At 71.5% G+C, this 24,190-nt stretch carries 17 protein-coding genes; 12 read left to right on the forward strand and 5 right to left on the reverse strand.

The annotated features are described in order from the left end of the window. The first annotated feature begins 132 nt into the window (after positions 1 to 132). The 10 genes from OEIGOIKO_RS05840 to OEIGOIKO_RS05885 all read left to right on the forward strand — a co-directional run bounded on the left by OEIGOIKO_RS05840 (position 133) and on the right by OEIGOIKO_RS05885 (position 13,722). On the forward strand, positions 133 to 1,602 hold the full coding sequence (locus OEIGOIKO_RS05840; RefSeq protein ID WP_125052464.1) for an aldehyde dehydrogenase family protein: 1,470 nt from the start codon (positions 133 to 135) through the stop codon (positions 1,600 to 1,602). Further along, positions 1,599 to 3,281, forward strand: coding sequence for an APC family permease (locus OEIGOIKO_RS05845; RefSeq protein WP_246177224.1), 1,683 nt, complete (start codon positions 1,599 to 1,601; stop codon positions 3,279 to 3,281). The genes OEIGOIKO_RS05840 and OEIGOIKO_RS05845 overlap by 4 nt, the downstream gene beginning before the upstream one ends. A 350-nt stretch (positions 3,282 to 3,631) precedes the next feature. Further along, positions 3,632 to 7,576, forward strand: coding sequence for a polymorphic toxin-type HINT domain-containing protein (locus OEIGOIKO_RS05850; protein ID WP_246177225.1), 3,945 nt, complete (start codon positions 3,632 to 3,634; stop codon positions 7,574 to 7,576). 9 nt (positions 7,577 to 7,585) lie between these two features. Beyond that, a complete protein-coding gene (locus OEIGOIKO_RS05855) occupies positions 7,586 to 7,804 on the forward strand; it encodes a hypothetical protein (RefSeq protein WP_031002417.1) in 219 nt (72 codons plus the stop codon). 294 nt (positions 7,805 to 8,098) lie between these two features. Next, complete coding sequence (locus OEIGOIKO_RS05860) at positions 8,099 to 9,274, forward strand: L,D-transpeptidase family protein (protein WP_125052468.1); 1,176 nt, start codon at positions 8,099 to 8,101, stop codon at positions 9,272 to 9,274. A 288-nt stretch (positions 9,275 to 9,562) separates the two neighbouring features. Continuing rightward, the gene (locus OEIGOIKO_RS05865; RefSeq protein WP_174857128.1) at positions 9,563 to 10,078 is read left to right on the forward strand and encodes a helix-turn-helix domain-containing protein; all 516 of its coding nucleotides are present in this window, start codon (positions 9,563 to 9,565) and stop codon (positions 10,076 to 10,078) included. A 194-nt stretch (positions 10,079 to 10,272) separates the two neighbouring features. Continuing rightward, a complete protein-coding gene (locus tag OEIGOIKO_RS05870; RefSeq protein WP_125052470.1) occupies positions 10,273 to 10,797 on the forward strand; it encodes a hypothetical protein in 525 nt (174 codons plus the stop codon). 9 nt (positions 10,798 to 10,806) lie between these two features. Next, positions 10,807 to 12,051: an MAB_1171c family putative transporter gene (locus tag OEIGOIKO_RS05875; RefSeq protein ID WP_125052472.1), complete on the forward strand. Its 1,245-nt coding sequence runs from the start codon at positions 10,807 to 10,809 to the stop codon at positions 12,049 to 12,051. A gap of 8 nt (positions 12,052 to 12,059) precedes the next feature. Then, positions 12,060 to 13,265, forward strand: a complete 1,206-nt coding sequence (locus tag OEIGOIKO_RS05880; protein ID WP_170251573.1) for a cytochrome P450 family protein — start codon at positions 12,060 to 12,062, stop codon at positions 13,263 to 13,265. 112 nt (positions 13,266 to 13,377) lie between these two features. Then, a complete protein-coding gene (locus OEIGOIKO_RS05885) occupies positions 13,378 to 13,722 on the forward strand; it encodes a hypothetical protein (RefSeq protein WP_125052474.1) in 345 nt (114 codons plus the stop codon). A 19-nt stretch (positions 13,723 to 13,741) separates the two neighbouring features. Here the strand turns inward: OEIGOIKO_RS05885 and OEIGOIKO_RS05890 are convergent, their stop codons facing one another. Both OEIGOIKO_RS05890 and OEIGOIKO_RS05895 read right to left on the reverse strand, forming a co-directional pair. Beyond that, positions 13,742 to 14,488: a thioesterase II family protein gene (locus OEIGOIKO_RS05890; protein ID WP_125052476.1), complete on the reverse strand. Its 747-nt coding sequence runs from the start codon at positions 14,486 to 14,488 to the stop codon at positions 13,742 to 13,744. Between the two features lie 164 nt (positions 14,489 to 14,652). Next, positions 14,653 to 16,044, reverse strand: coding sequence for a tetratricopeptide repeat protein (locus OEIGOIKO_RS05895; RefSeq protein WP_246177226.1), 1,392 nt, complete (start codon positions 16,042 to 16,044; stop codon positions 14,653 to 14,655). A 156-nt stretch (positions 16,045 to 16,200) separates the two neighbouring features. On the opposite strand from OEIGOIKO_RS05895, the gene OEIGOIKO_RS05900 reads away from it, so the two are divergent. Then, positions 16,201 to 18,234, forward strand: coding sequence for a M6 family metalloprotease domain-containing protein (locus OEIGOIKO_RS05900; protein WP_125052478.1), 2,034 nt, complete (start codon positions 16,201 to 16,203; stop codon positions 18,232 to 18,234). Between the two features lie 65 nt (positions 18,235 to 18,299). Here OEIGOIKO_RS05900 and OEIGOIKO_RS05905 read toward each other — a convergent pair whose 3' ends face one another. From OEIGOIKO_RS05905 to OEIGOIKO_RS05915, 3 genes are all read right to left on the reverse strand, one after another. Beyond that, positions 18,300 to 19,007 (reverse strand): lysophospholipid acyltransferase family protein, encoded by a 708-nt coding sequence (locus OEIGOIKO_RS05905; protein WP_125052480.1) that lies wholly within the window; start codon positions 19,005 to 19,007, stop codon positions 18,300 to 18,302. Between the two features lie 155 nt (positions 19,008 to 19,162). After that, entirely contained in the window at positions 19,163 to 20,275 is a 1,113-nt protein-coding gene (locus tag OEIGOIKO_RS05910; RefSeq protein ID WP_246177227.1) for an isoaspartyl peptidase/L-asparaginase family protein, read from the reverse strand. 123 nt (positions 20,276 to 20,398) lie between these two features. Continuing rightward, positions 20,399 to 22,471, reverse strand: coding sequence for a phosphocholine-specific phospholipase C (locus OEIGOIKO_RS05915; RefSeq protein WP_125052482.1), 2,073 nt, complete (start codon positions 22,469 to 22,471; stop codon positions 20,399 to 20,401). Between the two features lie 506 nt (positions 22,472 to 22,977). Between OEIGOIKO_RS05915 and OEIGOIKO_RS05920 the strand changes: the two genes are divergently transcribed. Next, positions 22,978 to 23,934, forward strand: coding sequence for a hypothetical protein (locus tag OEIGOIKO_RS05920; RefSeq protein ID WP_174857129.1), 957 nt, complete (start codon positions 22,978 to 22,980; stop codon positions 23,932 to 23,934). Positions 23,935 to 24,190 lie beyond the last annotated feature (256 nt).

Here is a 24,190-nt window from a genome sequence, read left to right on the forward strand (position 1 = left end):
AGCCACCCGGAGCAGCGCACCGTGCGGGCGCACCACCCCCCGCCTACGCTCGGTACACAGATCGCACAGATCGTCACGACGGGCTGTCCGGCCGGGCCGCCCGACCGCGAGCACAGGCACGGAGGCTCACCCATGCCGGAGCTGTTCATCGGGGGTCAGTGGACCGCCGCGGCCGACGGGGAGGTGCGCGAGATCCGCTGCCCGGCGGACGGCACGCTGGTCGCCACCGTCGACGAGGCGGGCGCGGCGGACGCGGCCGCCGCCGTCACCGCGGCCCGCGCGGCGTTCGACGACGGGCCGTGGCCGCACACCCCGGCCGCGGAGCGCGGGGCGCTGCTGCTGCGGGTGGCCGGTCTGCTGGAGCGCGACAAGGACACGTACGCGCGTGCCGAGTCGCTGGACACCGGCAAGCGGTTCGTGGAGAGCCGGTACGACATGGACGACATCGCGAACTGCTTCCGCTACTTCGGCAGCCTGGTCGCCTCCGGCAACGACGGCCGGGTGGTGGACACCGGGCAGCCGGAGGTCGACAGCCGGGTGGTGTACGAGCCGGTCGGCGTCTGCTCCCTGATCACGCCGTGGAACTACCCGCTGCTGCAGACCGCCTGGAAGGTGGCCCCGGCCGTCGGCGCGGGCGACACCTTCGTCCTCAAGCCCAGTGAGCTGACCCCGCACACCGCGATCCTGCTGATGCGGACGCTGGCCGAGGCCGGGCTGCCGGACGGGGTGGCCAATCTGGTGCTGGGCGCCGGCGCCGCCGTCGGCGCGCCGCTGACCACCGACGAGCGGGTGGACCTGGTGTCCTTCACCGGCGGCCTGATGACCGGGCGGAGCATCATGGCCGCCGTCGCGCCCACCGTGAAGAAGATCGCGCTGGAGCTGGGCGGCAAGAACCCCAACCTCGTCTTCGCCGACACCGAGTTCGACACCGCCGTCGACTACGCGCTGATGGCGGTGTTCCTGCACTCCGGGCAGGTCTGCTCGGCCGGTGCGCGGCTGCTGGTCGAGGACGGGCTGCACGACGACTTCGTGGACGAGCTGGTGCGCCGGGCGCGTGCGATCCGGCTGGGCGGGCCGTTCGACGAGGACGCCCGCAGCGGGCCGCTGATCTCCGCGCAGCACCGCGACAAGGTGGAGAAGTACGTGGCGGCGGGCCTGGCCGAAGGCGCGGTACTGCGCTGCGGCGGCGCGCGCCCCGACGACGCGGCGCTGCGGGACGGCTTCTACTACCTGCCGACGGTGCTGGACGAGTGCTCCCCCGGCATGTCGGTGATCCGCGACGAATCGTTCGGCCCGGTGCTGACCGTGGAGCGGTTCCGTACCGAGGACGAGGCCGTGGCGCTGGCCAACGACACCGTCTACGGGCTGGCCGCGGGCGTGTGGACGCAGAGCGTGGAGCGTTCGCACCGGGTGGCCGCCCGGCTGCGGGCCGGCACCGTGTGGATCAACGACTTCCACCCGTACGTACCGCAGGCCGAGTGGGGCGGCATGAAGCAGTCCGGCGTCGGGCGGGAGCTGGGCCCGGCCGGGCTCGGGGAGTACCAGGAGGCCAAGCACGTCTGGCGCAACACCGCGCCCCGGCCGCAGCGGTGGTTCGAGTGAGCGGCCCCGCAGCGGACGGAGGCGCCGCGCACACCGGAAGACCGGCCGACGAGCAGCCGGACGCCAACGGCACCGCCCCGGCCGACGACACCGACGCCGCCACCGGCAGTCCCGACGACGACGAATCGCTCGCCGAACTCGGCTACAAGCCCGAACTGAAACGCACCCTCGGCAACTTCCACACCTTCGCCGCCGGCATCAGCTACATCTCCATCCTCACCGGTACCTTCCAGCTCTTCTACTTCGGTGTCAGCCACGGCGGGCCCGCCTACTGGTGGTCCTGGCCGATGGTCTTCTGCGGCCAGCTGATGGTGGCCCTGTGCTTCTGCGAGCTGGCCGCCCGCTACCCGGTGGCCGGATCGGTCTACAACTGGTCCAAGCAGCTGGGCGGTCCGCACGTGGGCTGGCTCGGCGGCTGGATGATGATGACCGCGACCATGGTGTCGCTGGCCGCCGTGGCCCTCGCCTACCAGGTCACGCTGCCGCAGATCTCCTCGTTCTTCCAGTTCGTCGGCGACGGCAGCGGACAGACCGACCACGCGGCCAACGCGGTGCTCCTCGGCGCCGTCCTCGTCCTGTTCACGACGCTCGTCAATGCCTTCGGCGTCAAGCTGATGGCCCAGATCAACTCCGCCGGTGTGGCCATCGAGCTGATCGCCGCGCTGGCCCTGATCGTGCTGCTGGCCGCGCACATCACCCGCCCCCCGAGCGCGCTGACCGAGACCTACGGGCTGGCGGAGGGCCAGTCGCTGGGCTACCTCGGCGCGTTCCTCACCGCGTGTCTCGCCTCCGCCTACGTCATGTACGGGTTCGACACGGCGTCGTCCCTCGGTGAGGAGTCCAAGGACCCCGGCCGCAACGCGCCGCGCGCGATCCTGCGGGCCCTGTTCGCCTCGTTCCTCATCGGCGGGCTGATCCTGCTGTTCGCCCTGCTGGCCACCCCGGACCTGCACGCCAAGGAGCTGTCCGTGGACGGGCTCCAGTACGTCGTGCTCAGCACCCTCGGCTCGACCATGGGCCAGATCATGCTGTGGTGCGTGGTCATCGCGATCACGGTGTGCGCGCTGGCCGTGCACACCGCCGGCATCCGGCTGGCGTTCGCCATGGCCCGGGACACCAACCTGCCGGCCGCCTCGCTGCTCGCCCGGGTCAGCCCGCGCTTCCAGACGCCGGTGGCGCCCGCGGTGATCATCGGGTGCATCGCGCTCGGCATCCTGCTGCTCAACATCAACCAGCCGCAGATCTTCTCCGTGATCACCAGCATCGCGATCATCATGATCTACGTCGCCTACCTGATGGTGACCGTGCCGCTGCTGGTACGACGACTGCGCGGCCAGTGGGAACCGGCCGAGGGCAAGTTCTCGCTGGGCAAGTTCGGCCTGCCGGTCAACATCCTCGCCGTCCTGTGGGGCACCGCGATGGCCACCAACCTCGCCTGGCCCCGCCCCGAGGTCTACAACGCGACCGGCCCGCAGCACTGGTACCTGCGCTGGGGCGCGTTCCTGTTCGTCGGCATCGTCGCCGTCGGCGGCTTCACGTACTACTGGTTCGTCCAGCGCAAACGCACCTGCGTCCTGGCCGGCCACGCCGCCGAGACCCCGGAGGAGGCGGCGGACCGGACCACCTCGGACGACGAAGCGGACGACCCCGAGGACCCGGCCGCCACGTCGTCGTCCTGACGGGGGTGCCGCTGCCGGACGGCCCGGCAGGACGTTCAGCGATCACGGGTGACTTCCCGGAGTGTCACGCAGATCTTCCCCTGCCCCGCCCATGACTCGGGGGGCGGATAAGCTCACCGCGTTCTGCGGCCGCCGCGTGGCACTCAAGGAGCACCTCAAGAAGCCGGCCCGTCATCGCATCACGGCGTCTGCGACTGAATGCTGCGACTTTCCATGAGGTTCATGCGTGCGGCACGCCTCATCGAGCGAGAAAGCACCGCATGCACAGGCGAAGACTCTTATCCGAAAGCACTGGTTCCGAAGCACCGGTCCGCACAGCGGGAAGGGCGCGACGAAGCTTCAGCGGCGTCGTGCTGTCCGTCGCGCTGGCGGCGGGCCTGCTGGGGGCAGCGCCCGCGTCCGCTCAGGACGACCCTGAGGACTTTCCGCTCGCCCCCGACAGGGCCCTGGCCGTATCCGCTTGGAGACTCGGCGGTTCGGGCATCCGCCAGGCGGCCGAGCAGGCGCTCGTGGGCACGGACGACGACATCCGCAAGTTCCTCGACGAAGCACCCGCGATCCAGTACGACGACGACTACATCGATGCCAGCCGCATCTTCAACACCGGTGGCCCGGCCGTACGCGAAGCGACGAAGACGGCGTTGCGGGGCACCCCTGGAGAACTGCGCGAGTATCTGCGCGGCGGCTGGCAGAAACCGCTGGAGGAAGATCGCGAGGTCGAAGCCTCCCGCGTCATCAATTTCGGTGGCCCAGGGGTCAAGGAAGCAGGCAAGGCCGCACTCAAGGCCGGGCCCGATGCCGTCGCCGCGTTCCTGGAGACCGGCCAGTACGAAGCGAAGAAGACCGACAACGAGGTCGAGGTCTCCCAGCTGATCAACTCCGGCGGCACGAACATGAAGGCCGCCGGGAAGGTCGCGCTGAAGGGCACTGCGGACGACATCACCGAGTTCCTGGAGGTCGGGCAGTACGTCGCCCGCAATCGCGATCAAGAACACGCCACGATCGCGCAGCTGACCGAACAGGCCAAGCAGGCCGGTCTCCAGGCCGAAGCCGCCACCAAGAAGTCCGAAGCAGCCTCCGCGCGCGCGGTCGCCGCCTCGGAACTGGCGAAGGAAGCTGCCGCGAAGGCCGCCCAGGAGACCGAAGCGGCCCGCAAGGACTCCCAGCGTGCCGCCTACAAGGCACAGCAGGCCGCCGCCTCCGCGCGAGCCGCGGCAGCCGCTGCCCGACAGGCCATCGGAGCCGCCAACGCCGCGAACCGGGCTGCCCGCACCGCCGCGCTCGCCGCGGCGCAGACCGCGAACGCCGCCGCGGCGGCAGCGAACGCGGCCAACGACGCCTACAAGGCGGCGATCGCCGCAGCAGGGGACGCGAGCAAGGCGGACGCCGCCAAGAAGGCGGCGATCACCGCCCGTGACGCGGCAGCCCTCACCCGGACCTCTGCCGAGGCCGCTCGACGGGCCGGTGAGGCGTCCCGGGCCGCCGGCAACGCCGCGAGCGCCTCACGCAGCGCCGGCGCGAACGCGAACGCCGCCGCCTCCTCGGCCGAGGAGGCCAACCGGCACGCCGAGGCCGCCGGTGTGCATTCCGCCGAGGCACGTAACGCGGCGGCCGAGGCCCGCAGGCATGCCAACGCCGCGAATCGCGCCGCCGACAACGCCGAAGCCCTGGCGCGGCGTTCGGCGCAGCAGGCGTTCGCGGCCCGTGACGCGGCGAATTCCGCGGCCGCGCACGCCGACAAGGCCGCTGCCGCCGCTGACCTCGCCGCGAAGTACGCCGGTCAGAGCGCGGACGCCGCCGCCGACGCCCGCAAGTGGGCCGATGCCGCCAAGGTGGCCGCCGACACCGCCACCACCGCCGTCGAAACGGCGAAGAAGGTCCACCAGGTCGCCCTCGACGTCGAGGCCGAGGAACTCGCCTCCCGCAGCGCGGCCGACCTGGAGCGTGCCCGTGCCGAGAAGGACCAGGCGAACCAGCTGACCTCCGCGTCCGCGACCGTGGCCAGGGACGCGCGCGCCCTCGATACCACCGCCGAGGCGCTGGCCGCCAAGGCGGCCGAGCCGGATGTGGACGTCGCCGCCACCGCCGCTGCGGGGCGCAGGCTGGCCCTGGACGCCCTCAAGCTCCGCGGTTCCTGGCAGCAGCAGGCCGCTGCCACCGCGCTCGGAGGTACGGACGCCGACGTGCTGGAATATCTCCGCACCGGCTGGAAGAAGGCGAGCCTGGAAGAGGCCCGTGACAAGGTTCTGCAGCTCAGCGTGGTGAGCCCGTACCCCTCGATCCGGCAGGGCGCCGCCGAGGCGCTCAAGGGCACCCCTGAGCAAGCAGCCGATTTCTACACCACCGGTCAGTACGCCGTCGGCAAGACCGACCTGACCGTCGCTGTCTCCAAGGTCAACAACTTCGGCGGCCCCGGCGTCAAGGAGGCGTCCAAGGCGGCCCTGGCCGACGGGTCCGGCAAGGCGCTGGCCACCTTCCTGGAGGTGCACCAGTACTCCGCACGCCGCTCCGACGAAGAGGTCCTCGCCTCCAAGCTCGTCGGCAGCGCCGACACCGGCGACGAAGTCAAGGCCGCCGCCAAGACGGCCCTGGCCGGCACCCCGCAGGAACTGCACGAGTTCATCCAGGTCGGCCAGTACATGGCCGCCCGCAAGGACGACCTCGGCAGCCACCACCGCGCCCAGGTCGAACGGCTCCTGGCCGAAGGTGAGATCATCGCTGCCACGGCCCAGGCCAACCGCTGGCGCGCCGCCGAAGCCGCCGCCGTGGCACGTAAGGCGTCGGACGAAGCGGCCGCCGCGGCAGGCGAGGCCAAGAAGTCCGCCGCCGCGGCCAAGGGCTACGCAGCCGACGCCAAGAGGTCCGCCGACGCGGCCGACGTCAGTGCGGGCCGGGCGAGGGATTCCGCGGTCACGGCGCGCAAGGCGGCGACCGCCGCCGACCGTGACGCCGACGACGCCGAGGCGTCCGCCGCGCAGGCCGAGTTCTCCGCCACGTACGCCCGCGAGTCCGCCAGGAGGGCCGACGACGCCGCCACACAGGCCCGCGCCTCCGCGATCGCGGCCGGCAAGAGCAAGGACGAGGCCGACAAGGCCGCGAGCCAAGCCTGGAGCGAGGTCAAGCGCAAGCGTGAGGCGGAGATCGCCGAGGCCAAGCGGCTGGCCGAGGCTCTGCGGAAGGAGCAGGCCGAGGCGGCCAAGAAAAAGAAGACGCCCTGCATCATCCCGTACAACCGCGACACCGTGCCGCCGTGCGTGACGCAGCACGACAAGTACGAGGTCATCTTCTCCCGGCCCGACCCGGAACTCGTCAAGCTCATCGGCAAGGTCGCCTGGGAGGTCTCGGGCGCCGCCGACATCGAGAGGTGCATCAAGGAACCCAGCTGGGGCGGCTGCGCCATGGCTGCCGCGGGCGTGATTCCCGTGGGCAAGGTCAAGCTGCTCGGCAAGGCTGCCGAAGGTGTCGAAGACGTCGCCAAGGGAACACGGTTCGGCCGGGCGGTGCCCCCGTGTCTGAGGAAACCGGGCAAGCACAGCTTCCCGGCCGGTACCCGGGTCCTGACGGGCGACGGGGCCACCCGGCCGATCGAGGACATCAGGACCGGCGACACGGTCCTGGCCACCGACCCCGGGAGCGGGGTCACCGGCGCACGCCGTGTCGACGCCACGATCTACACCCCCGACGACCGCGAGTTCACCGACATCACTCTCGACAGGAACAGCGGCGGCGGCTCCCTCACGACGACGGACAGCCACCCTTTCTGGACCGAGAACGGCAAGAAGTGGAAGGACGCGGCCGAGCTCACCCCGGCCGATGTCCTGCGCACCCCTGACGGCGGCACCGCACAGATCGCCGGTATCCGTCACTGGACCGGGCTGGCCCCTGCCTACAACCTCACCGTCGCCGGTCTGCACACGTACTACGTCCTCGTCGGCACCGCCCCGGTGCTGGTGCACAACGAGGAAATGTGCGGGATCAACAATTTCGCCGACAACGCCTACCTCTACCACGTCATCGAAACCGAGCAGGGCCCGATGGAAATGATGGCGGGGGTGAGTATTTCCGGCCTGGAGGTCACCCTGTCGGACATCGCCGTGTACGGGCAGGGCAAAATGAGCCGTGGCTCCCTCGGCAGGGAGGGCACCGCACTCATGCTGAAGGAGATCCGCCGGAACCTTCTGCCGTCTCTGCGTAAGCAGGGCTACGGTGGGGGCACCTTGCGGATCGCGGGCGTCCGGGTGTCCGGGCCGGTCGGCCACCGGCCCGACCTGAAGTTCAAGATTCCCGAGGAATGAGGAACCAGCATGATCAGCGAGCCCGAGCGCGCCCCCGCGGAAGCCGAGGCGGCTGAGGCGCTGGCGAGTGGCGCGGACATGGATTCCGTACTGGGCCGGCTCCGGGACAAGGGGTTCTCGCCGATGGACTGCATCCGTGCGGTCATGAAACTCACCGGCTCCCCGTTGTCCGACGCAACGCGGGTCGTGCACTTCAGCAGTGCGTGGCCCGAACTCACGGAGCGCTGAGAGTCCGTCCCCGGCGGTTCCGCCGTCGAAGCCCCGCCAAGCCCGGCCTGGCGGGGCTTTTCGTGCCCTCGGCCCGGTCCGGCGGTGACCCCATCGCCCGGGTCCGGCGCCCCGGCGCACACCTGTACCGATCTGTGACACAAATATCCGTTTCTTCAGGCAACCGATCATGCGGTGTCACCCGTCTGCATGTACGGCGGTTGCCTGCGACCGGTTCCGGGGGGCGGCGTGACCGCGCCGGAGGCCGGGCGACGCCCGCCACAGCCTGTTGTGTTGCTTTGGAGGGAACCGCTCGTGCACGTCAGATCAGCCCGTCGCACCGTCCTGCTGTCCGCCACCCTGGCGGGAGCCGCGCTGCTGACCGCGTGCGGAGCGGACGGCGGCTCAGCGACGTCGGACAAGCCGGCCGCGAAGGTGACCGTGACCCCGGCCGCGGGCAGCAAGTCCGCCGCGCTGGGCTCGCCGATATCCGTGAAGGTGGACGGCGGCAGCCTGACCGCCGTCGAGGCCAAGGACGACAAGGGCGGCAAGGTCGAGGGCAAGCTGTCCGGTGACGGGTCGTCGTGGACGTCGGACGGCAAGGTCAAGCCCGGCACCACGTACACCGTGCACACCAAGACGAAGTCGGGGGACGGCAAGGAGTCGGCCGCCGACTCGTCCTTCACCACCGCGCAGGCCGAGAAGGTCAACAAGCTCACCAACACCCCGTCGAACGGGATGACCGTCGGCACCGGCATGCCGATATCCATCCTCTTCGACAACCCGGTCGCCAAGGACCGGCGCGCCGAGGTCCAGAAGGCCCTCAAGGTCACCACGCAGCCGCAGGTGGAGGGCGCCTGGGGCTGGGTCAGGGACTGGGGCGGCAAGGACCGTCTCGACTGGCGGCCCAAGACCTACTGGCCGGCCGGCACCAAGGTGTCCGTCAAGGGCGGCCTGGGCGGCATCAATTCCGGCCAGAAGGGCGGCTGGTTCGCGCGCGACTACGACTTCGGGTTCACCATCGGCGCCGACCACAAGGCCGTCATCGACGTCACGGCGCACAGCATGACCCTGTACGAGAACGGCAAGGCCGTCGACACGATCCGCGGCTCCGCGGGTTCGCCGCAGGACCCGACGCGCGGCGGCGTGCACACCGTACGCAGCAAGAACGCGGCCGAGACGATGGACTCCTCCACCATCGGCCACGGCAACGAGTGGATGCTGGACTCCAAGTGGGTGACGCATCTCACCGCGTCGGGCACCTTCCTGCACTCCGCGCCCTGGAACAAGTCGATCGGCGTGGTCAACAACAGCCACGGCTGCTTCGGCATGACCACCTCGGACGCCAAGCGGGCCTACGACTTCCTGACGATCGGTTCCACGGTCGAGGTGAAGAACACCACCAGCACCAAGAAGACCGATGTCGGCAACGGTCTGGAGGTCTGGCAGGAGAGCTGGGACCAGTGGAAGCAGCGCAGCGCGGTGAAGTGACCGCGGCACGGGCGGGGCGCGACGGCGCCTGAGTGTGCGAGCGTACGTGTGGGGCTCCCCCGGAGGCGGGGCGGGCCCCGCCTGCGGTTGCGGACGGGTTCGGACCACACCCCCGTGCCGGTCCGAACTGTCCGCCCCGCGTCACACCAGAGTCTTTGACTCAGGTGTGAAGAATAGAGGGTCCGGGCGGAGCGTGCCAGCCCGCACGGGAGGGAGCGCCCATCCGTCCCGGCGACCGGACCACTACAGTGGAAGTCTCACGTTTGGCCTTGAGAGGAGCGCGGCGCGATGGGGGACGAGGACCGCGGGCCGGTCAGCCTGGCCGAAAAGCTGGACCGGCTGTTCCAGGAACGAAGTCGGGAGCGGGGCAAATCGCTCTCCGCGAACGATGTCGCCACCGATATCAACATCAGGGCCGGCGAGCAGGTGATCTCCGGCAACTACATCTGGCAGCTGCGCAAGGGCAAGCGGGACAACCCGACCAAACGCCACATCGAAGCGCTGGCGGAGTACTTCGGCGTGCCCGCCGCGCACTTCCACGACCAGCAGGACGCGGGCTCCGGCGGCGCGGCGGCCGACCGGGCCGACCAGGCCCCGGAGCTGCTGGAGGCCATGCAGGACGCGGGAGTCATCGCGATGGCCGCGCGCTTCATGGACATGTCCGCCGAGTCCCGTACGGCCGTGCTGGAGATGATCGACCGCGTACGGAAGCTGGAAGGACTGCCGGACGTCGGCAGCTCCACGGGCAACGGAGCGGGAAATCCGATGGGCAACACGGGAGAAACCTGGCGTACCGCCCGCTGACCCATGACCCTGACCGACGTACTCCCCACGCCGTCCCCGGACACCGCCCCGTTCCTCTCCCGGCCGGACGGCCGGGCGGCCGGGGCCTCGGCAGCCCGCGGGCCCGTGCACGACCCCGCCCGGGAGGGGCCATCCGGCGCTGCATGAGAATGGCACGTGTACCTTTCATGGCTGAGGCCGAAGGAGAGCACGCCATGAAGTTCGCACGGCGACCGGACCGTGTGCTTGCCGACTGTTCGGACCGGCTGCGGGGGCTGCACCTCCCCCGCCCCTTCGAGCTGGGTGCCTTCCTGGACCGGCTCGCCGAACAGCGCGGCCGCCCGATCCACCTGGAGCCGCAGGTCACGCCGCCCGCCGGGCCGTGCGGCCTGTGGATCGCCACGCGGCGGGCCGACTACGTCTTCTACGACGCGGCCACCACCGCGCTGCACCGCGACCACATCGTGCTGCACGAGGTCGGGCACATGCTCAGCGGGCACTCCAACCTGCTCTCCGGCGAGGTCGCGCACGCCCTCGTACCCGACCTCGACCCCGCGTCGGTGGAATCCGTCCTGGGCCGCAGCCACTACAGCGACCAGGACGAGCAGGAGGCCGAGATGATCGCCTCGCTGATCCTGCGGCGCGCCGACCGTACCCCCGCCCGCCGCCCGGCGACGTCCCAGCAGGCCGAGGTCCTCAGCCGGATGGACGACGTCTTCGGCTCCCCGAAGCGACGGTAGACACCCCAGATGGTCAACGTTCTCTTCCTCTCCATAGCCGCCGTCCTGCTGCTGGCCGCCGCGTACAAGGCGCGGCCGCTGCTGCGCCGGCCGCGGCCGCGGGGCCTGGGTGCCCTGTGCGGGTTCCTGACCGGGCTGGGCGCCTCGCTGGTGTTCCTGACGCCGGCCGTCGGCGACGCGCTCAGCGTCGTCACGCCCAAGCTGGGCCGGCTGCTCGGCAACTGCAGCACGCTGGCCGCCGCCACCTGCATCTCGATCCTGCTGCTGCGCTTCAACGAGGAGCCGCCGGACGCGGACCGCAAGGCGCGCCACCGGCTGGTCTCGCTGGGCGTCGTCCTGGTCGCGATGGCCGTCCTGTTCTTCGCCTCGCCGGTGGACGACTCCCCCGGTGCCCCCACCTTCGGCGAGCTGCCGCGCACCGAGCCGCTGCTCAACATCTACGTCCTGGTGTTCACCGCGCACCTCGGCGCCGCCATCGTCGACCTGCTGCGCCAGGCGCTGCGCTACTCCCGGCACGCGCCGCGCACCAGCCTCCGCGCCGGGCTGCGCGTCATCGCCGCCGGCTGCGCGCTCGGCATGGTCTACATCGGCTACAAGATCGTCCATGTCGTCGGCCTGTGGACCGACGCCGGGTGGCTGCCGCCCGAGCAGCTGTGCAGCTCCCTGGTGACGCCCGCGACCTGCACCTTCAGCGTCGGCCTGCCCGCCATCTGCAGCCTGCTCCTGGTCATCGGCGTGCTGCTGCCCGCCGTCGGTCCGGCCCTGGCCTGGCCCTGGCGGCGGCTCCAGTTGTGGCAGCTCCACCGCGGGCTGCACCCGCTGTGGGCCGCGCTGACGGCGGCGGTCCCGGAGATCCAGCTCACCGCCACCGAGAACCGGTACGCGGCGCCCGACCCCGAATTCCGCCTCTACCGCCGGGTGATCGAGATACGGGACGGGATGCTGGCGCTGCGCCCGCACCGCAGCGACGAGGTGCGCCGGGCCGCCGAGGAACGCCTGCGGTCCGGCGGGGCCGACGCGCGGGAACTGGACGCCGGGGTGGAGGCGGCGGTGCTGGCCGCGGCGCTGGAGTCGCGGCGCGACGGCGGCGCCCCCGCGCACACGGTCAGCGCCGAGGACGCCACCCTGACCCGCCCCGAACTCAACGATCTGTTCGACGAGGCCCGCTGGCTGCGCCGGGTCTCGCACGCCTTCGTGGCGTCCGGCACCGGCCCCGCACCGTCCGAACCGTCCCGGCCCGCCGCAGGAATCTGAGGTCACACGTGAGCCACCCCATGGAGTCACCGGAGTTCTTCCGCGACCCGTACCCGCTGCTCGCCGCGCTGCGCGCACGCGGCCCCGTCCAGCAGGTACGGTCCGGGCCGCACGGCGCGACCTGGCTGGTCACCGGGTGGGCCGAGGCCCGTACCGCGATGGCGGAGCCACGGCTGTCCAAGGACACCGCCCGCTACTTCGCCGACAAGCCGTCCAAGCGCAATCTGGCCCCGGCCGTCAGCGCCACCATGCTGGCCACCGACCCGCCGGACCACACCCGGCTGCGCAGGCTGGCCGTCAAGGCGTTCACACCGGCCGCGGTGGCCCGGCTGGAGCCGCGGGTGGCCGAGACCGCGGACGGCCTGCTGGACCGGATGGCCGCGCGCGGCGGTACGGCCGATCTCATCGAGGACTTCGCCGTACCGCTGCCCATCGAGGTCATCGGCGACCTGCTCGGGGTGCCCCGCGAGGACCGGGCCGCGCTGCGCGGCTGGTCCAACGACCTCTTCGCGGCGGGCGCCCCGGACACCATCGACACCGCCTCGCACGCGATCAGCGACTACATGACGGAGCTGATCGCGAAGAAGCGGGCCGCCGGAGCGGCCGAGGACGCCGCCGGCGAGGGCCGCGACCTGCTGACCGACCTGATCGCCGCACGGGACGAGGGCGAGCGGCTCAGCGAGTTCGAGCTGGTCTCGCTGGCCGTCCTCCTGGTCGTCGCCGGTCACGAGACGACCACCAACCTGATCGGCAACGGCGCGCTCGCGCTGCTCCAGGACGACGCGCTCCGCACCCGTCTGCGCCAGGAGCCCGCGCTCATCCCGGACGCCGTGGAGGAGCTGCTGCGCCACGACTCCCCGATCACCACGGCCACGTTCCGGTACGCGGCCGAGCCGCTCACCCTGGGCGGCGCCGAGATCGCGGCGGGCGACGTGGTGCTGGTCTCACCGGGCGCCGCCAACCGCGACCCCGCCCGCTTCACCGACCCCGACACCGTCACCCCGGGCCGCGCCTCGGGCCATCTGTCCTTCGGTCACGGCCCGCACCACTGCCTCGGAGCCCCGCTAGCCCGTCTGGAGGCGCGGATCGCCTTCCACGCCCTCCTCACCCGCTTCCCGGACCTGAGGCTGGCCGTGCCCCCGGCGGAACTCTCCTGGCGCCACACCCGCCTGATGCGCGGTCTGGCGCACCTGCCGGTCACGTTCGCGGCCTGACCCGCCCGCGGGGGCCGCTCCGTGTCATCCGTAGGTGTGATGTGGGGATATGCGCCCATCTGGGCGGGCAGAGGTGGATGCGGCAACTCTCCCCCTGCGGAAGGACCCGTTGATGCGTCTTCGCTCCGCCTTCGCCGCCGCTCTCGGCGCCGTCCTGCTCGTGACCGCTGCCCCTGGCTCCGCTTCCGCGGCGTCGGGGCAGTTCCGCTACTCGTACGTGACCGTCGACGGTGACGAGGCGAGCGGCTTCCTCAACAGCCCGCCCAGCGGCCGCTGCATCGATCTCCACGGCGTCGGCCAGGAGAACCCCCGCCCCGGCCACTCGCCGAAGAACCGCACCGACGCTTGGGCGACGGTCTACTCCGGCACCGGTTGCAAGGGCGACTCCTTCCGTCTCCGGCCGCGCACCGGCGGGGCGTCGGAGCGCCTGAAGGTGCGGTCGGTCATCTTCGGCTGAGGCGGGCGTGCCGGAGGTCTCACCCCTCCGGCACGAAGGCCTCCACCGCGCGGCAGACGGCGGCCGGGTGGTCGGCCAGGTAGAAGTGGCCGCCGTCGAAGGTCTCCTCGCGGTACTCGGCGACGGTGTGCGCCTTCCAGGCGGCCGCTTCCTCGCGGGTCACACGGGGGTCGGCGGCGCCGGTGAGGCACAGCAGCGGAATGTCGAGCACGGCGTCGGCGGCGGGCCGGTACGTCTCGATGACGCGGTAGTCGTTGCGGATCGCCGGGAGGATCAGGTTCACCATGTCCGGGTCGTCGAGGAGCTGGCTGTGGGTGCCGTCCAGGCGGCCCACCTCGGCGAGGAGTTCCGCGTCGGTGCCCAGGTGGAAGTGCTTCTCCTCCCGGAACATCGAGGGTGCGCGGCGGCCGGAGACGACGAGCCGGCGCGGCGCGGGCCGCCCGAGGTCCGCGAGCCGCCGGGCGGTCTCGAAGGCGACGGACGCCCCCATGCTGTGTCCGAACAGCACCAGCGGGGTGGTGTCCTGCGGGCTCAGGCAGCCGACGATCTCCTCGGCTAGTCCCTCCACGGAGGTGCCGAACGGGTCGTTCCACCGGTCCTGGCGCCCCGGGTACTGGATCGCCGACACGTCGAACCGTTCGCCGAGGTGGGCGGCGAACGGGCGGTAGTACGAGGCGGATCCCCCGGCGTGCGGGAAGAAGATGAGGTGGGCGGCGGGCCGCGGCCCCCGGCGGACGTCCCGTATCCAGGCGTTCTTCCCCGTCATGTGTCCGTGCTCCTGTGCTGGTGGGCCGATGGTCGGGCTGCTCGTACGGGTGCGGTCCGGCCGGTTCGGCGGGACCGCACCCGTACGGGTCAAGGATGACCGGTACGGGGTGCATCGGGCCAGCGTGAAATTGATCAAGAACGTCCGGGGGCCGGCTCCGCCCCTCAGCGCGCCAGCGCCGCGGCCCCCGTCGCCGCCTGTTCGGCGGCCCGTGCCCGGGCCGTGGCCGCCTTGGCCGCTTCCCCGAGCCGGTCGGCGAGGCGCGCCTGGGCCAGCCAGTTGTACGGGCAGACCGGGCGCAGGCTGATGCGCTCGCTGAGCAGGGTGCGGGCGGTGTCGTCGCGTCCGGCGCGGAGCGCGGCCTCCAGCAGCGTCTTCTGTACGGCGTCCCGCTGGGCGTGGCTGCCGCCGAAGGTGTTCAGGCGGTAGCGGACGGGGGTGAGGAGGTCGACGGCCTGCCCGTACCTGCCCTGTCCGTAGGCGATCAGGGCGCGGCAGACGGGTAGGCCGACCCCGGCGGTCATGGCGACGTTGGAGAGTTGGGGCCGGGCGCGGACGAGCCACGCCGCCCGCTCCTCGACGAGGCGTTCGGCGTCGGCGATGCGGTCGGCGCCGACGTACGCCATGACGGCGTGCACGTCGTTGAAGGCGTAGTACGGCGGGTCCTGGCGGGCCGCCCAGGCGTCGGCGAGGCGGTCCCAGCGGGGGCCGGCGCCGCGGTCGGCCAGCAGGAGCCGCCACAGGAGGGCCGAGGCGTCCAGGAGTTCCATCGCCAGGCCCGGCGACTCCTCGTGGTGCAGCACGGCGTCGTAGATCTCCAGTGCCCGGTCCGTGTCGCCGGATTCGAGGGCGTAGAGGCAGTAGTGCCACCAGTTGTGCACGTTCAGGTAGTTGCCGGAGGCCCAGTCCTCCATGCGGGCGTCCAGGAAGCGGATGCCCTGCGCGAACTGACCCTGCATCTCGTAGGTGTGCACGACCGCGTGGATGCCCCACACGTCGCGGGGGTTGTGCTGGACGGCTGCCAGGCCGGCCTCCTCGGAGCGGGTGTAATGGCTGGATTCCTCCAGTCCGAAGGCGTACATGCCGAGGAGGTGGCCGTAGTGCGGGTCGTCCTCGGGCCAGGCGGTGAGCGCGCCGCCGACGCGGTCGCGCAGGCGGGCGGCGTCACCGGTGAGGAAGTCGATCTGGTGGCCGACGGCGAGCGCGAGTTCGTCGTGCGGAAAGGCGACGGTCAGCTCGCCGAGCACGTGCCCGGCGCGGTGGATGTCGCCGTCGAGCCAGGACGCGGCGGCGGCGAGGTGCATCCGTTCGCGGTCCGTCGGCCGCCCGGCGCGTACGCAGTCGGTGAAGCGGGTGAACACCGCCTTGGCGGCGGTGGCGTCCTTCTCCTCCGTGCCCAGCAGGCCGAGGTAGGCGGCGAGGACGTTGCCCATGACGGATTTCGGGGCGGCCTGGAGGACCGCCTGGGACGCGGTGGCGACCGCCCCGCGGAAGAAGAGCAGTTCGCGCAGCGCGTCCTCGTAATGGGACAGGGCTTCCGCGCTGGTCTCCGACATCACGTGACCGTGCCGGTCACGGACCGTTCGCGGCATCATCGGCTCCTCACGGCACTCTGGCGTCACTGGGGCCCCCGCCTTACCTTGTCGGGGGTAGGAATTCTGTTCGATCACCTGTCATGTCCCGGTCTTGAGATCACAGACAAGAGGTGCGCCTTGTTCCTTCCCCACAGACCGGCCCGCCCATACCGCGGCGGCGCCCGCAGACTGGGCATTCCGGCCCTGCTCCTCGGAGTCCTGGCCGCCGCCGTCGCCGTCGGACCCGCCCGCGCGGCCCCCGAGGCCGCGCCCGCGGTCCAGCCCCCGCTCGTCCAGCCCGTCGACCCGCAGAACTGGCGCAATCCCGACGACATGACGTGGGCCGAATACCGCGCGGTCCCCGGCACGAACTGGGCCGACCCCGCCCTGAAGCCCACCAAGCGGATGTTCAAGGGCGCGCTCGTGCTGCTGGACTACCCGGACGAGGAGTTCAGCGTCAGCAGGCCCGCCGGCTCGTCCGTCTTCGGCAACCCGCAGCCCAGCGCCCACGACATCCCCCGCGCACGAGTTCCCGCGTTCTACCGGGACTTCCTGAACAAGCCGGGCAAGCTCAACCGCGGCCACACCATCAACGAGTACTGGATGGAGGATTCCGGCGGCCGGCTCGGCGTCGAGCTGACGTCGTTCGGCGTCTACCGGATGCCGTTCAAGTCGTACCAGTACGGCATCGAGCCCGGCATGAACCCGGGCGCCTGCCCCGTCGGCGACAGCTGCGGCAAGAACATCCGCACCGACGGCAAGGCCGCCTGGACCGCCGACGTGGGCGACGCGGAGACCAAGAAGTACGACTTCATCTTCTACCTGACCGCGGGCCAGGACGAGTCGGCGGCCTGGCAGGAGTTCGGGCAGATGAAGTTCGCCACGCCCGAGGACGTCCCGGCCGCCTGGGGCCCGCCCTCCCCGGTCCAGGGCGGCGGCAACGCCGCCCGCACCCGCTATGTGCCGTGGACCTCCTGGAAGGCCGCCGCCCGCATCTGGCCCAACGCCGAGCCGGGCTCCTCCACCCAGGCCGAGAGCTCCGGCATGGCCGTGTACGCCCACGAGTTCAGCCACATCCTGGGCATCGCGGACAACTACAACAACCCGTACGGCACGCCGCAGCGCCGGGCCTACACCGGCATCTGGAGCATGCTCTCGCGCGGCTCCTTCAACGGCCCCGGCGGCCCGCACACCCGCTGGCAGATACCGGCCGCCAACGGCGCCTCGATGGGCTCGCAGCACGTGCTGCGCGACAAGCTCAAGCTCGGCATCGTCGACGAGAAGAACGTGCTGCGGCTGGACCGGGACGCGCTGAAGACGTCCGGCGTCGCGGTCGCCAAGGTCACCGCGCGCTCCGCGCCGCCCGGCGCCAAGGGCCTGTCCGGCGTCAACATCACGCTGGGCCGGGACCTGGAACCGGCCTGCTCCACCACGACCGATCCGCTGTGCGACGGCGGCGGCTACGACAACTACACCGTCGAGGTCGTCGACCGGATGGGCATGGACTCCTTCACCCCGGACAACGGGGTGCTGCTGTCCAAGACCAAGAACGAGGACCGGGCCCCGTTCGCCTGGGTGATCGACGCCCACCCGGAGGACATCGGCATGGTCGACTTCCGGCGCCCCGACGGCACCCCGCAGATGATCACCATGGGTGACTACCGGCAGCTCAGCGACGCGCTGTTCCACGCGGGCGCGGACTCCGGCAGCGCGTACGAGTACGTCGACCGGGCCAACCGGCTGCACTTCTACGTCCTGGACATCCAGCGGGACAAGAAGGGCGTGCTGAGCTACACCGTCGCCGTCCGGTCCCTGGACGGCGCGGGCCCGCAGCGCCGCGGTGCGAAGCTGCGGCACGGCACGGCGTACGGCCATGCCGCCAAGGGCCGGGCGGTGTGCGCCTTCCCGCTGACCAACACCGGCCGCCCGGGCAGCGGGGGCGCGCACCTGGACTCCGACGTGTACCGGCTCTCGGCCGCCGCCACCGGACGCGGCTGGTCCGCCTGGCTGCCGAACCGGATCGCCACCGCGAAGGCCGGCAGCACGGTGCGCGTCCCGGTCGCCGTCACCGCGCAGCCGGGCGCCGCCCGGCACGGCCGGGTCGTGCTGAAGGCCCGCTCCGAGAGCGACCCCCGCAAGTCCGTCCAGGCCACCTGCACGCCGGCCCGCTGACCCGGCGTACGGGCCGTGCCGCTCTCCCCGGGTGAGCGGCACGGAGGCCGGCCGGTGGCCCACCGTCAGGCGGCGCGGCCGGCCGGTACGGCGGGCCGCGGGGCCCGGGCCTTGGCCTCCGCCGCGTACGTGTCGACGTACTCCTGCTCGGACAGCTTCAGCAGGGCGTACATGATCTCGTCCGTGACGGCCCGCAGCACCAGCCGCTGGCCGGCCATCCCGGCGTACCGGGAGAAGTCCAGCGGCTCCCCGAAGCGGATGGTGATCGGGACGACCCGCGGCAGCCGGCGGCCGGCCGGCTGGGCCTCGAACGTCCCGATCATCGCGCACGGCACCACCGGCGCGCCGGTGCGCAGCGCCATCTCCGCGACGCCGGTCTTGCCCTTGTACATCCGGCCGTCGTGCGAGCGCGTGCCCTCCGGGTAGATCCCGAGCAGCTCGCCGCCGCGCAGCACCCGTACGCCTTCCTCCACGGCGGCCTGGCCCGCACTGCGGCCGGAGCGGTCCACCGGGATCTGCCCGCAGGCGCGGAAGAAGGCCGCCGTCAGCCGCCCTTTGACGCCGCGTCCGGTGAAGTACTCCTGCTTGCACAGGAAGGTGATCCGGCGCTTGACCGTCGCCGGCATCAGGAAGCTGTCGCAGAAGGAGAGGTGGTTCCCGGCGATGATGGCGGCGCCCGAGGCGGGCAGGTTCTCCAGTCCCTCGACGCGGGGGCGGAACAGGCACCGCAGCAGCGGTACCAGGACGATGGATTTGAACAAGTGATAGAACATGTAACTGATCCCCTCCCCAGAGTGATCCCCCCGCGTCGGGGGACGGTAGTGCCGCTGCGGTTCGGGAGGGAGAGGGCCTATTGAGCCATCGTCAGGACGGCGGGCAAAGTGAGCGGATCACGCCACCGGGCGCCGTCGGGCGGGTACGGCCGGGCTCACCGGTTCGCGGGGGTCTCGTCCGCGAAGATCTTGGTGACCAGGCGGCCGTCCTCGGTCAGATAGCCGTGCAGCATCCCCTCGCTGCTGTGCGGGGCGTCGAAGACGCCCCGGGCGTTCAGTGCGATCACACCGCCCGTGCCGCCCAGCCGCGGCAGCCGACGCACCAGCACCTCGTACGCGGCGCCGGCCAGGTCCCGCCCGCCGAACTCGATCAGGCCGGAGATCGTGGCGGTGGCGGCGCCCCGGAGGAACACCTCGCCCGCGCCCGTGGCGCTGGCCGCGACCGTGCCGTTCTTGGCGTACGTGCCCGCGCCGACGACGGGCGAGTCACCGACCCGGCCGGCCATCTTGTTCGTCATGCCACCGGTGGAGGTCGCCGCCGCCAGGTCCCGTTTCCCGTCCACGGCCACCGCGCCGACCGTGCCCTGGGCCAGCGTCTCTCCTGAGCCCTTCAGCCGCCCCTTGGCCTTCATCAGCTCCTGCCAGCGCTTCTCGGTCCAGTAGTAGTCCTGGGTGACGGTCGGCAGGCCGCTGCGGGCCGCGAAGTCGTCGGCGCCCTCGCCCGCCAGCAGTACGTGCTTGGTCTTCTCCATCACCAGCCGGGCCGCGGAGACGGGATTGCGTACGTTGCGGACCCCTGCCACGGCCCCCGCCGCCAGGTCGGAGCCGCGCATGACCGACGCGTCCAGCTCGTGGCCCGCGTCCTCGTTGAACACCGCGCCCTTGCCCGCGTTGAACAAGGGGTTGTCCTCCAGCCTGCGTACCGCGGCCTCGACCGCCGCCACACTGCTGCCGCCCCCGCGCAGCACCTTCTGTCCGGCGCGCAACGCCCCGGCCAGACCGTCGCGGTACGCCTTCTCCTGGGCGGGGGTGGTGTCCTCGCGCTTCAGGGCGGTGCCCGCGCCGCCGTGCACCGCGATGACGACATGGCGGGCGTCCGGCCGCGGCTTCCCCTCGGCGGTCTGCGCCGCGCGCGCCGCGACGGGCTCGGTCGCTTCCGGCTGACCGGCGGAGACCGCGTTGCTGCCGGGCACCACCGCCAACAGCGCGGCCACGGACAGCGCTCCCGCGCACACGCACGTCCTGCGGACTGCCGAGTTCCTGGCCATGGACTCTCTCCCTCGAACGGGTGATCAGGCGTCGGCACGATATCGCGCACATGCCAAGAGGAAGCCGCCATGATCCGGCCGGCGCGCGGGGCCGCCCCCGGCGTGCGGGGGCGGCCGTACGGCTCACACCGTGTGGATGCCGGGATCGCTCACCCCGGCCGCGCCGTTCTCCACATGTCCCGCGAACCGGCGCAGATACGTGCGGTCCGCGTCGCAGACCACGCTCACGTCGTACCAGCGCTTGCCCGCCCGCAGATCCACGGTGTGGGTCACCCGCTGTCCCGGGCGCACGGTGAACGTGCGGGAGGTGCCGCCGTACGCGTCGGTGACCTTCAGGGTGCGGGTACCGTCGGCCGCGTTGGTCAGGGCCAGGTCGAGGTTGCCGGTGGTCCTGTTGTGCCGCGCGGTCACCTCGGGGCCCGCCGTCCTGCCCGGCCCCCGGAACGTCCGCAGGAAGCCGTTCGGGCCGAACACCGAGAGGTCGTACGTGCCGTTGGAGTAGGCCGTGTTCCAGCTGTCGGAGTCCGCCTTGCCGCGCTCGGTGGTGTACGTCCACGGGCCGTCGCCGCGGTTCGGCGCCGTCACATAGAAGTGCGCCCCGGCGGCGTCCCCGCCGCTGAAGGTCAGGCGGTACTTCCCGGCAGTGGTGTCGGCCGCACCGTCCACGTACGGAGCGTAGGGCAGCGGCCGGGTGGGACGGGTGCCGCGCTCCTGCTTCGGCAGGCTGCCGGCGGTGGGCGGCTCGGGGTGGAAGTCGGCGGGCTTCGGATGGATGGGCGTATAGCCGCCGGTGTCCGGCAGCGCGCCCGGCTTTCCCGTACGGCTGAAGTCGAAGGCGGAGGTCAGGTCGCCGCAGACGGCGCGCCGCCACTTCGAGATGTGCGGCTCGGCGACCCCGAAGCGGCGCTCCATGAAGCGGATGATCGAGGTGTGGTCGAAGGTCTCGGAGCAGACGTATCCGCCGGTGCTCCAGGGGGAGACGACGAGCATCGGCACGCGCTGGCCGAGGCCGTACGGGCCGGCCGGGAGGCCACCGCCGCCGGGGTAGAGCTCCAGTTCGGTGGAGACGGTGGACCGGCCCTGGGCGGCGCCGGCCGGCGGGTACGGCGGGACGACGTGGTCGAAGAAGCCGTCGTTCTCGTCGTACGTGATGAACAGCGCCGTCTTGGCCCAGACCTTCGGGTCGGAGGTCAGCACGTCCAGCACCTGGGAGATGTACCAGGCCCCGTAGTTGGCGGGCCAGCTCGGGTGCTCCGTGTACGCCTCGGGACAGGCGATCCAGGAGATCTTCGGCAGCCGGCCGTTCCTGACGTCCGCCCGCAGGTCGTCGAGGAGCTTTCCGCCGCCCTTCACGTTCGAGCCGCGCCGCGCCTTCTCGTAGAGCGGGTCGCCGGGCTTGGCGTTGCGGAAGCTGTTGAAGTACAGCAGGGAGTTGTCACCGTAGTTGCCCCGGTACGGGTCCTTGATCCAGCCCCAGCTGCCCGCCGCGTCCAGGCCGTCGCCGATGTCCTGGTAGATCTTCCAGGAGACGCCCTTCGCCTCCAGCCGCTCCGGGTACGTGGTCCAGCTGTAGCCCTTCTCGGCGTTGTCCAGGACCGGGCCGCTGGGGTCGCCGCCGCCCTTGCCGTCGTTGCCCGTGTATCCGGTCCACATGTAGTAGCGGTTCGGGTCGGTGGAGCCGATGAACGAGCAGTGGTAGGCGTCGCAGACGGTGAAAGTGTCGGCCAGCGCGAAGTGGAACGGGATGTCCTTTCGCGCGAGGTGCGCCATCGTGGTGGACGTCTTGGCCGGGACCCACTGGTCGTAGCGGCCGTCGTTGAAGGCCCGGTGGCTGCCCTTCCAGTCGTGGTTGAGGTCCTCGATGAAGGTCAGCCCCAGGTTGTCGTCCTTGACCTGGGGCCGGAACGGCAGCACTTCCTTGCCCTTGCCGTCGGACTGGTGCCACACCGGCTTGCCGCTGGGCAGCGTCACCGGCCGGGGGTCGCCGAAACCCCGTACCCCGCGCAGGGTTCCGAAGTAATGGTCAAAGGAACGATTTTCCTGCATCAGCACGACGATGTGCTCGACGTCCTCGATGGAGCCGGTGCGGCGGTCGGCGGGGATCGCGGCGGCACGGGCGATGCTCTGCGACAGCGCGGAGAAGGCGGCGGCCCCGCCGGTGAGTTGCAGGAACCGCCGCCGGTCGAGTTCTGGCATGGCTGAAATGCCCCCTTGGGCTGGGAGGGTACGGGCGCGACTGGAGTGTTCCAAGAGGAACGAGGCCGTGGGAAGACGCCGTGACACCCGGGTGAAGAGCCGCCGGACGAGGCGTGAACAGGCGACGGACCGTCCTGCGCCACCTCCGCCCAGGGCATATGGTGACCCGCCGCCCATACCGGTCCGCCCGGCCCGAGGCGGACAGGTGGCGACGTCTCGGGCCGAACCGGTGCCGACGTCCCCCTTCTGCTGCCTTGGCATATGCCAATTGCATACCGCGCAATTTCCGCCGCCGCCTGATCGACCGATTTCGCCGCCAATGTCGCGCCCGCCGCCGATGCGGAATCAGGTAATTCCGATCACCAGTTTCGAACCGAGTTGCTGCTGAGTAGGGTGTGGCACTGCCGGTGGAGCTGGGGGAACAGTGCGTACCGGTTGATTTCGGCATGGCTGAAAATGCGCTGGTGTCCGACCTCACCGGCAGAACGGCAGGAGCGGCAGGGGACATGACCGCTGGGTTATTCGAGGGGCAGTACGTGTGGCATCCGGCAGCCGATGACCTCCGGCTCGCGCGGGCCTGCGTGGACATCCGGGCGGGCCGCTACTTCGGCGCGCGCGAAATCCTGCAGGAGGCGCGCGGGGACCACGGCGTACGCGCCCACCGCTCCTTGGTACTGGCCTCCGAAGCGGCGGATTCGGACCTGGCGGAGCGCTGGCTGGCCGAGGAACCCGGCCGGGAAGCTGCCCTGTTGTGGGCGCGCGTCGCGGTCCTGCGGGCGGTCCGGGCGGCCGACGGCGGCGACAGCCGGGCCGAAGCCCTCGGCCGGATCGCGGTGGCCGCCTGCGACCGCGCCGCCGAGGCGGCTCCCGACGACCCCACCCCGTGGTCGGCCAAACTGACCCTGGCCCGCCTGCAACAGCCCCGCGACCCGGCCCCGCAGGGACTGCTCACCGCGCCGCCCGGCCCCTGGCGGCTCTTCTCCCACATCCTGCGGCTCGACCCCTGGAACCGCGAGGGCCACCACCGCTTCCTGTCGTTCTTCTTCCCGCGCCACGGGGGCGAGGCGAACGCGTCCTGGGACGTCGCGGCGTTCCTCAGCCAGCGGGCCCCGGCCTCCTCACCGCTGCGGCTGCTGCCGCTGGTGGCCCTGGTGGACGGCTACAACGCCGATTCGCTCCTCGCGGAACGCACCTGGGAACAGCCGCAGTGGAAGGCCACGGCCCTGAGCGTCTACCGCAACTGGCTGCCGCACGTCGCCGGTTACCGCTTCACTCCCGTGCTGGACCTGGCCTACCTGGCGCACGCGCTGCACATGGCGCAGTGCGCCTTCGAGGCACGTGCGGTGTTCACGGCCATGGGCCCGTACGCCTCCCGTATGCCGTGGAGCGCCTTCGGCGACCCCGAGGAGCAGCTGAACAAGGCGAGACGCGCGTGCGGTCTCCCGGTGCCCGATGCTCCCTGACGTCCCGGACGGCGGTTCCGGGAGCGGCGCCGCGCGCCCGCCCCCGGAACCGCCGTCCCATGTTTCCTGAGACCACCGGGCCGGGACCCGGCACCCATCGCTCCGCTTCCCCGCCCCCGGTCCCCCGCTCCCCTATCCCTCCCGGCCTGCCGGACACGGTCTCCCGTGCTCCGGCTCGCCCCGAAGACAGGTGCCGACACCGCGTATCGGCGCTCCGCGCCGAGGTCTTCCTGTCCCCACCAGAAAGGTTGCGGTT

The sequence above is a fragment of the Streptomyces paromomycinus genome (assembly GCF_003865155.1).
Classification (GTDB): Bacteria; Actinomycetota; Actinomycetes; order Streptomycetales; family Streptomycetaceae; genus Streptomyces; species Streptomyces chrestomyceticus.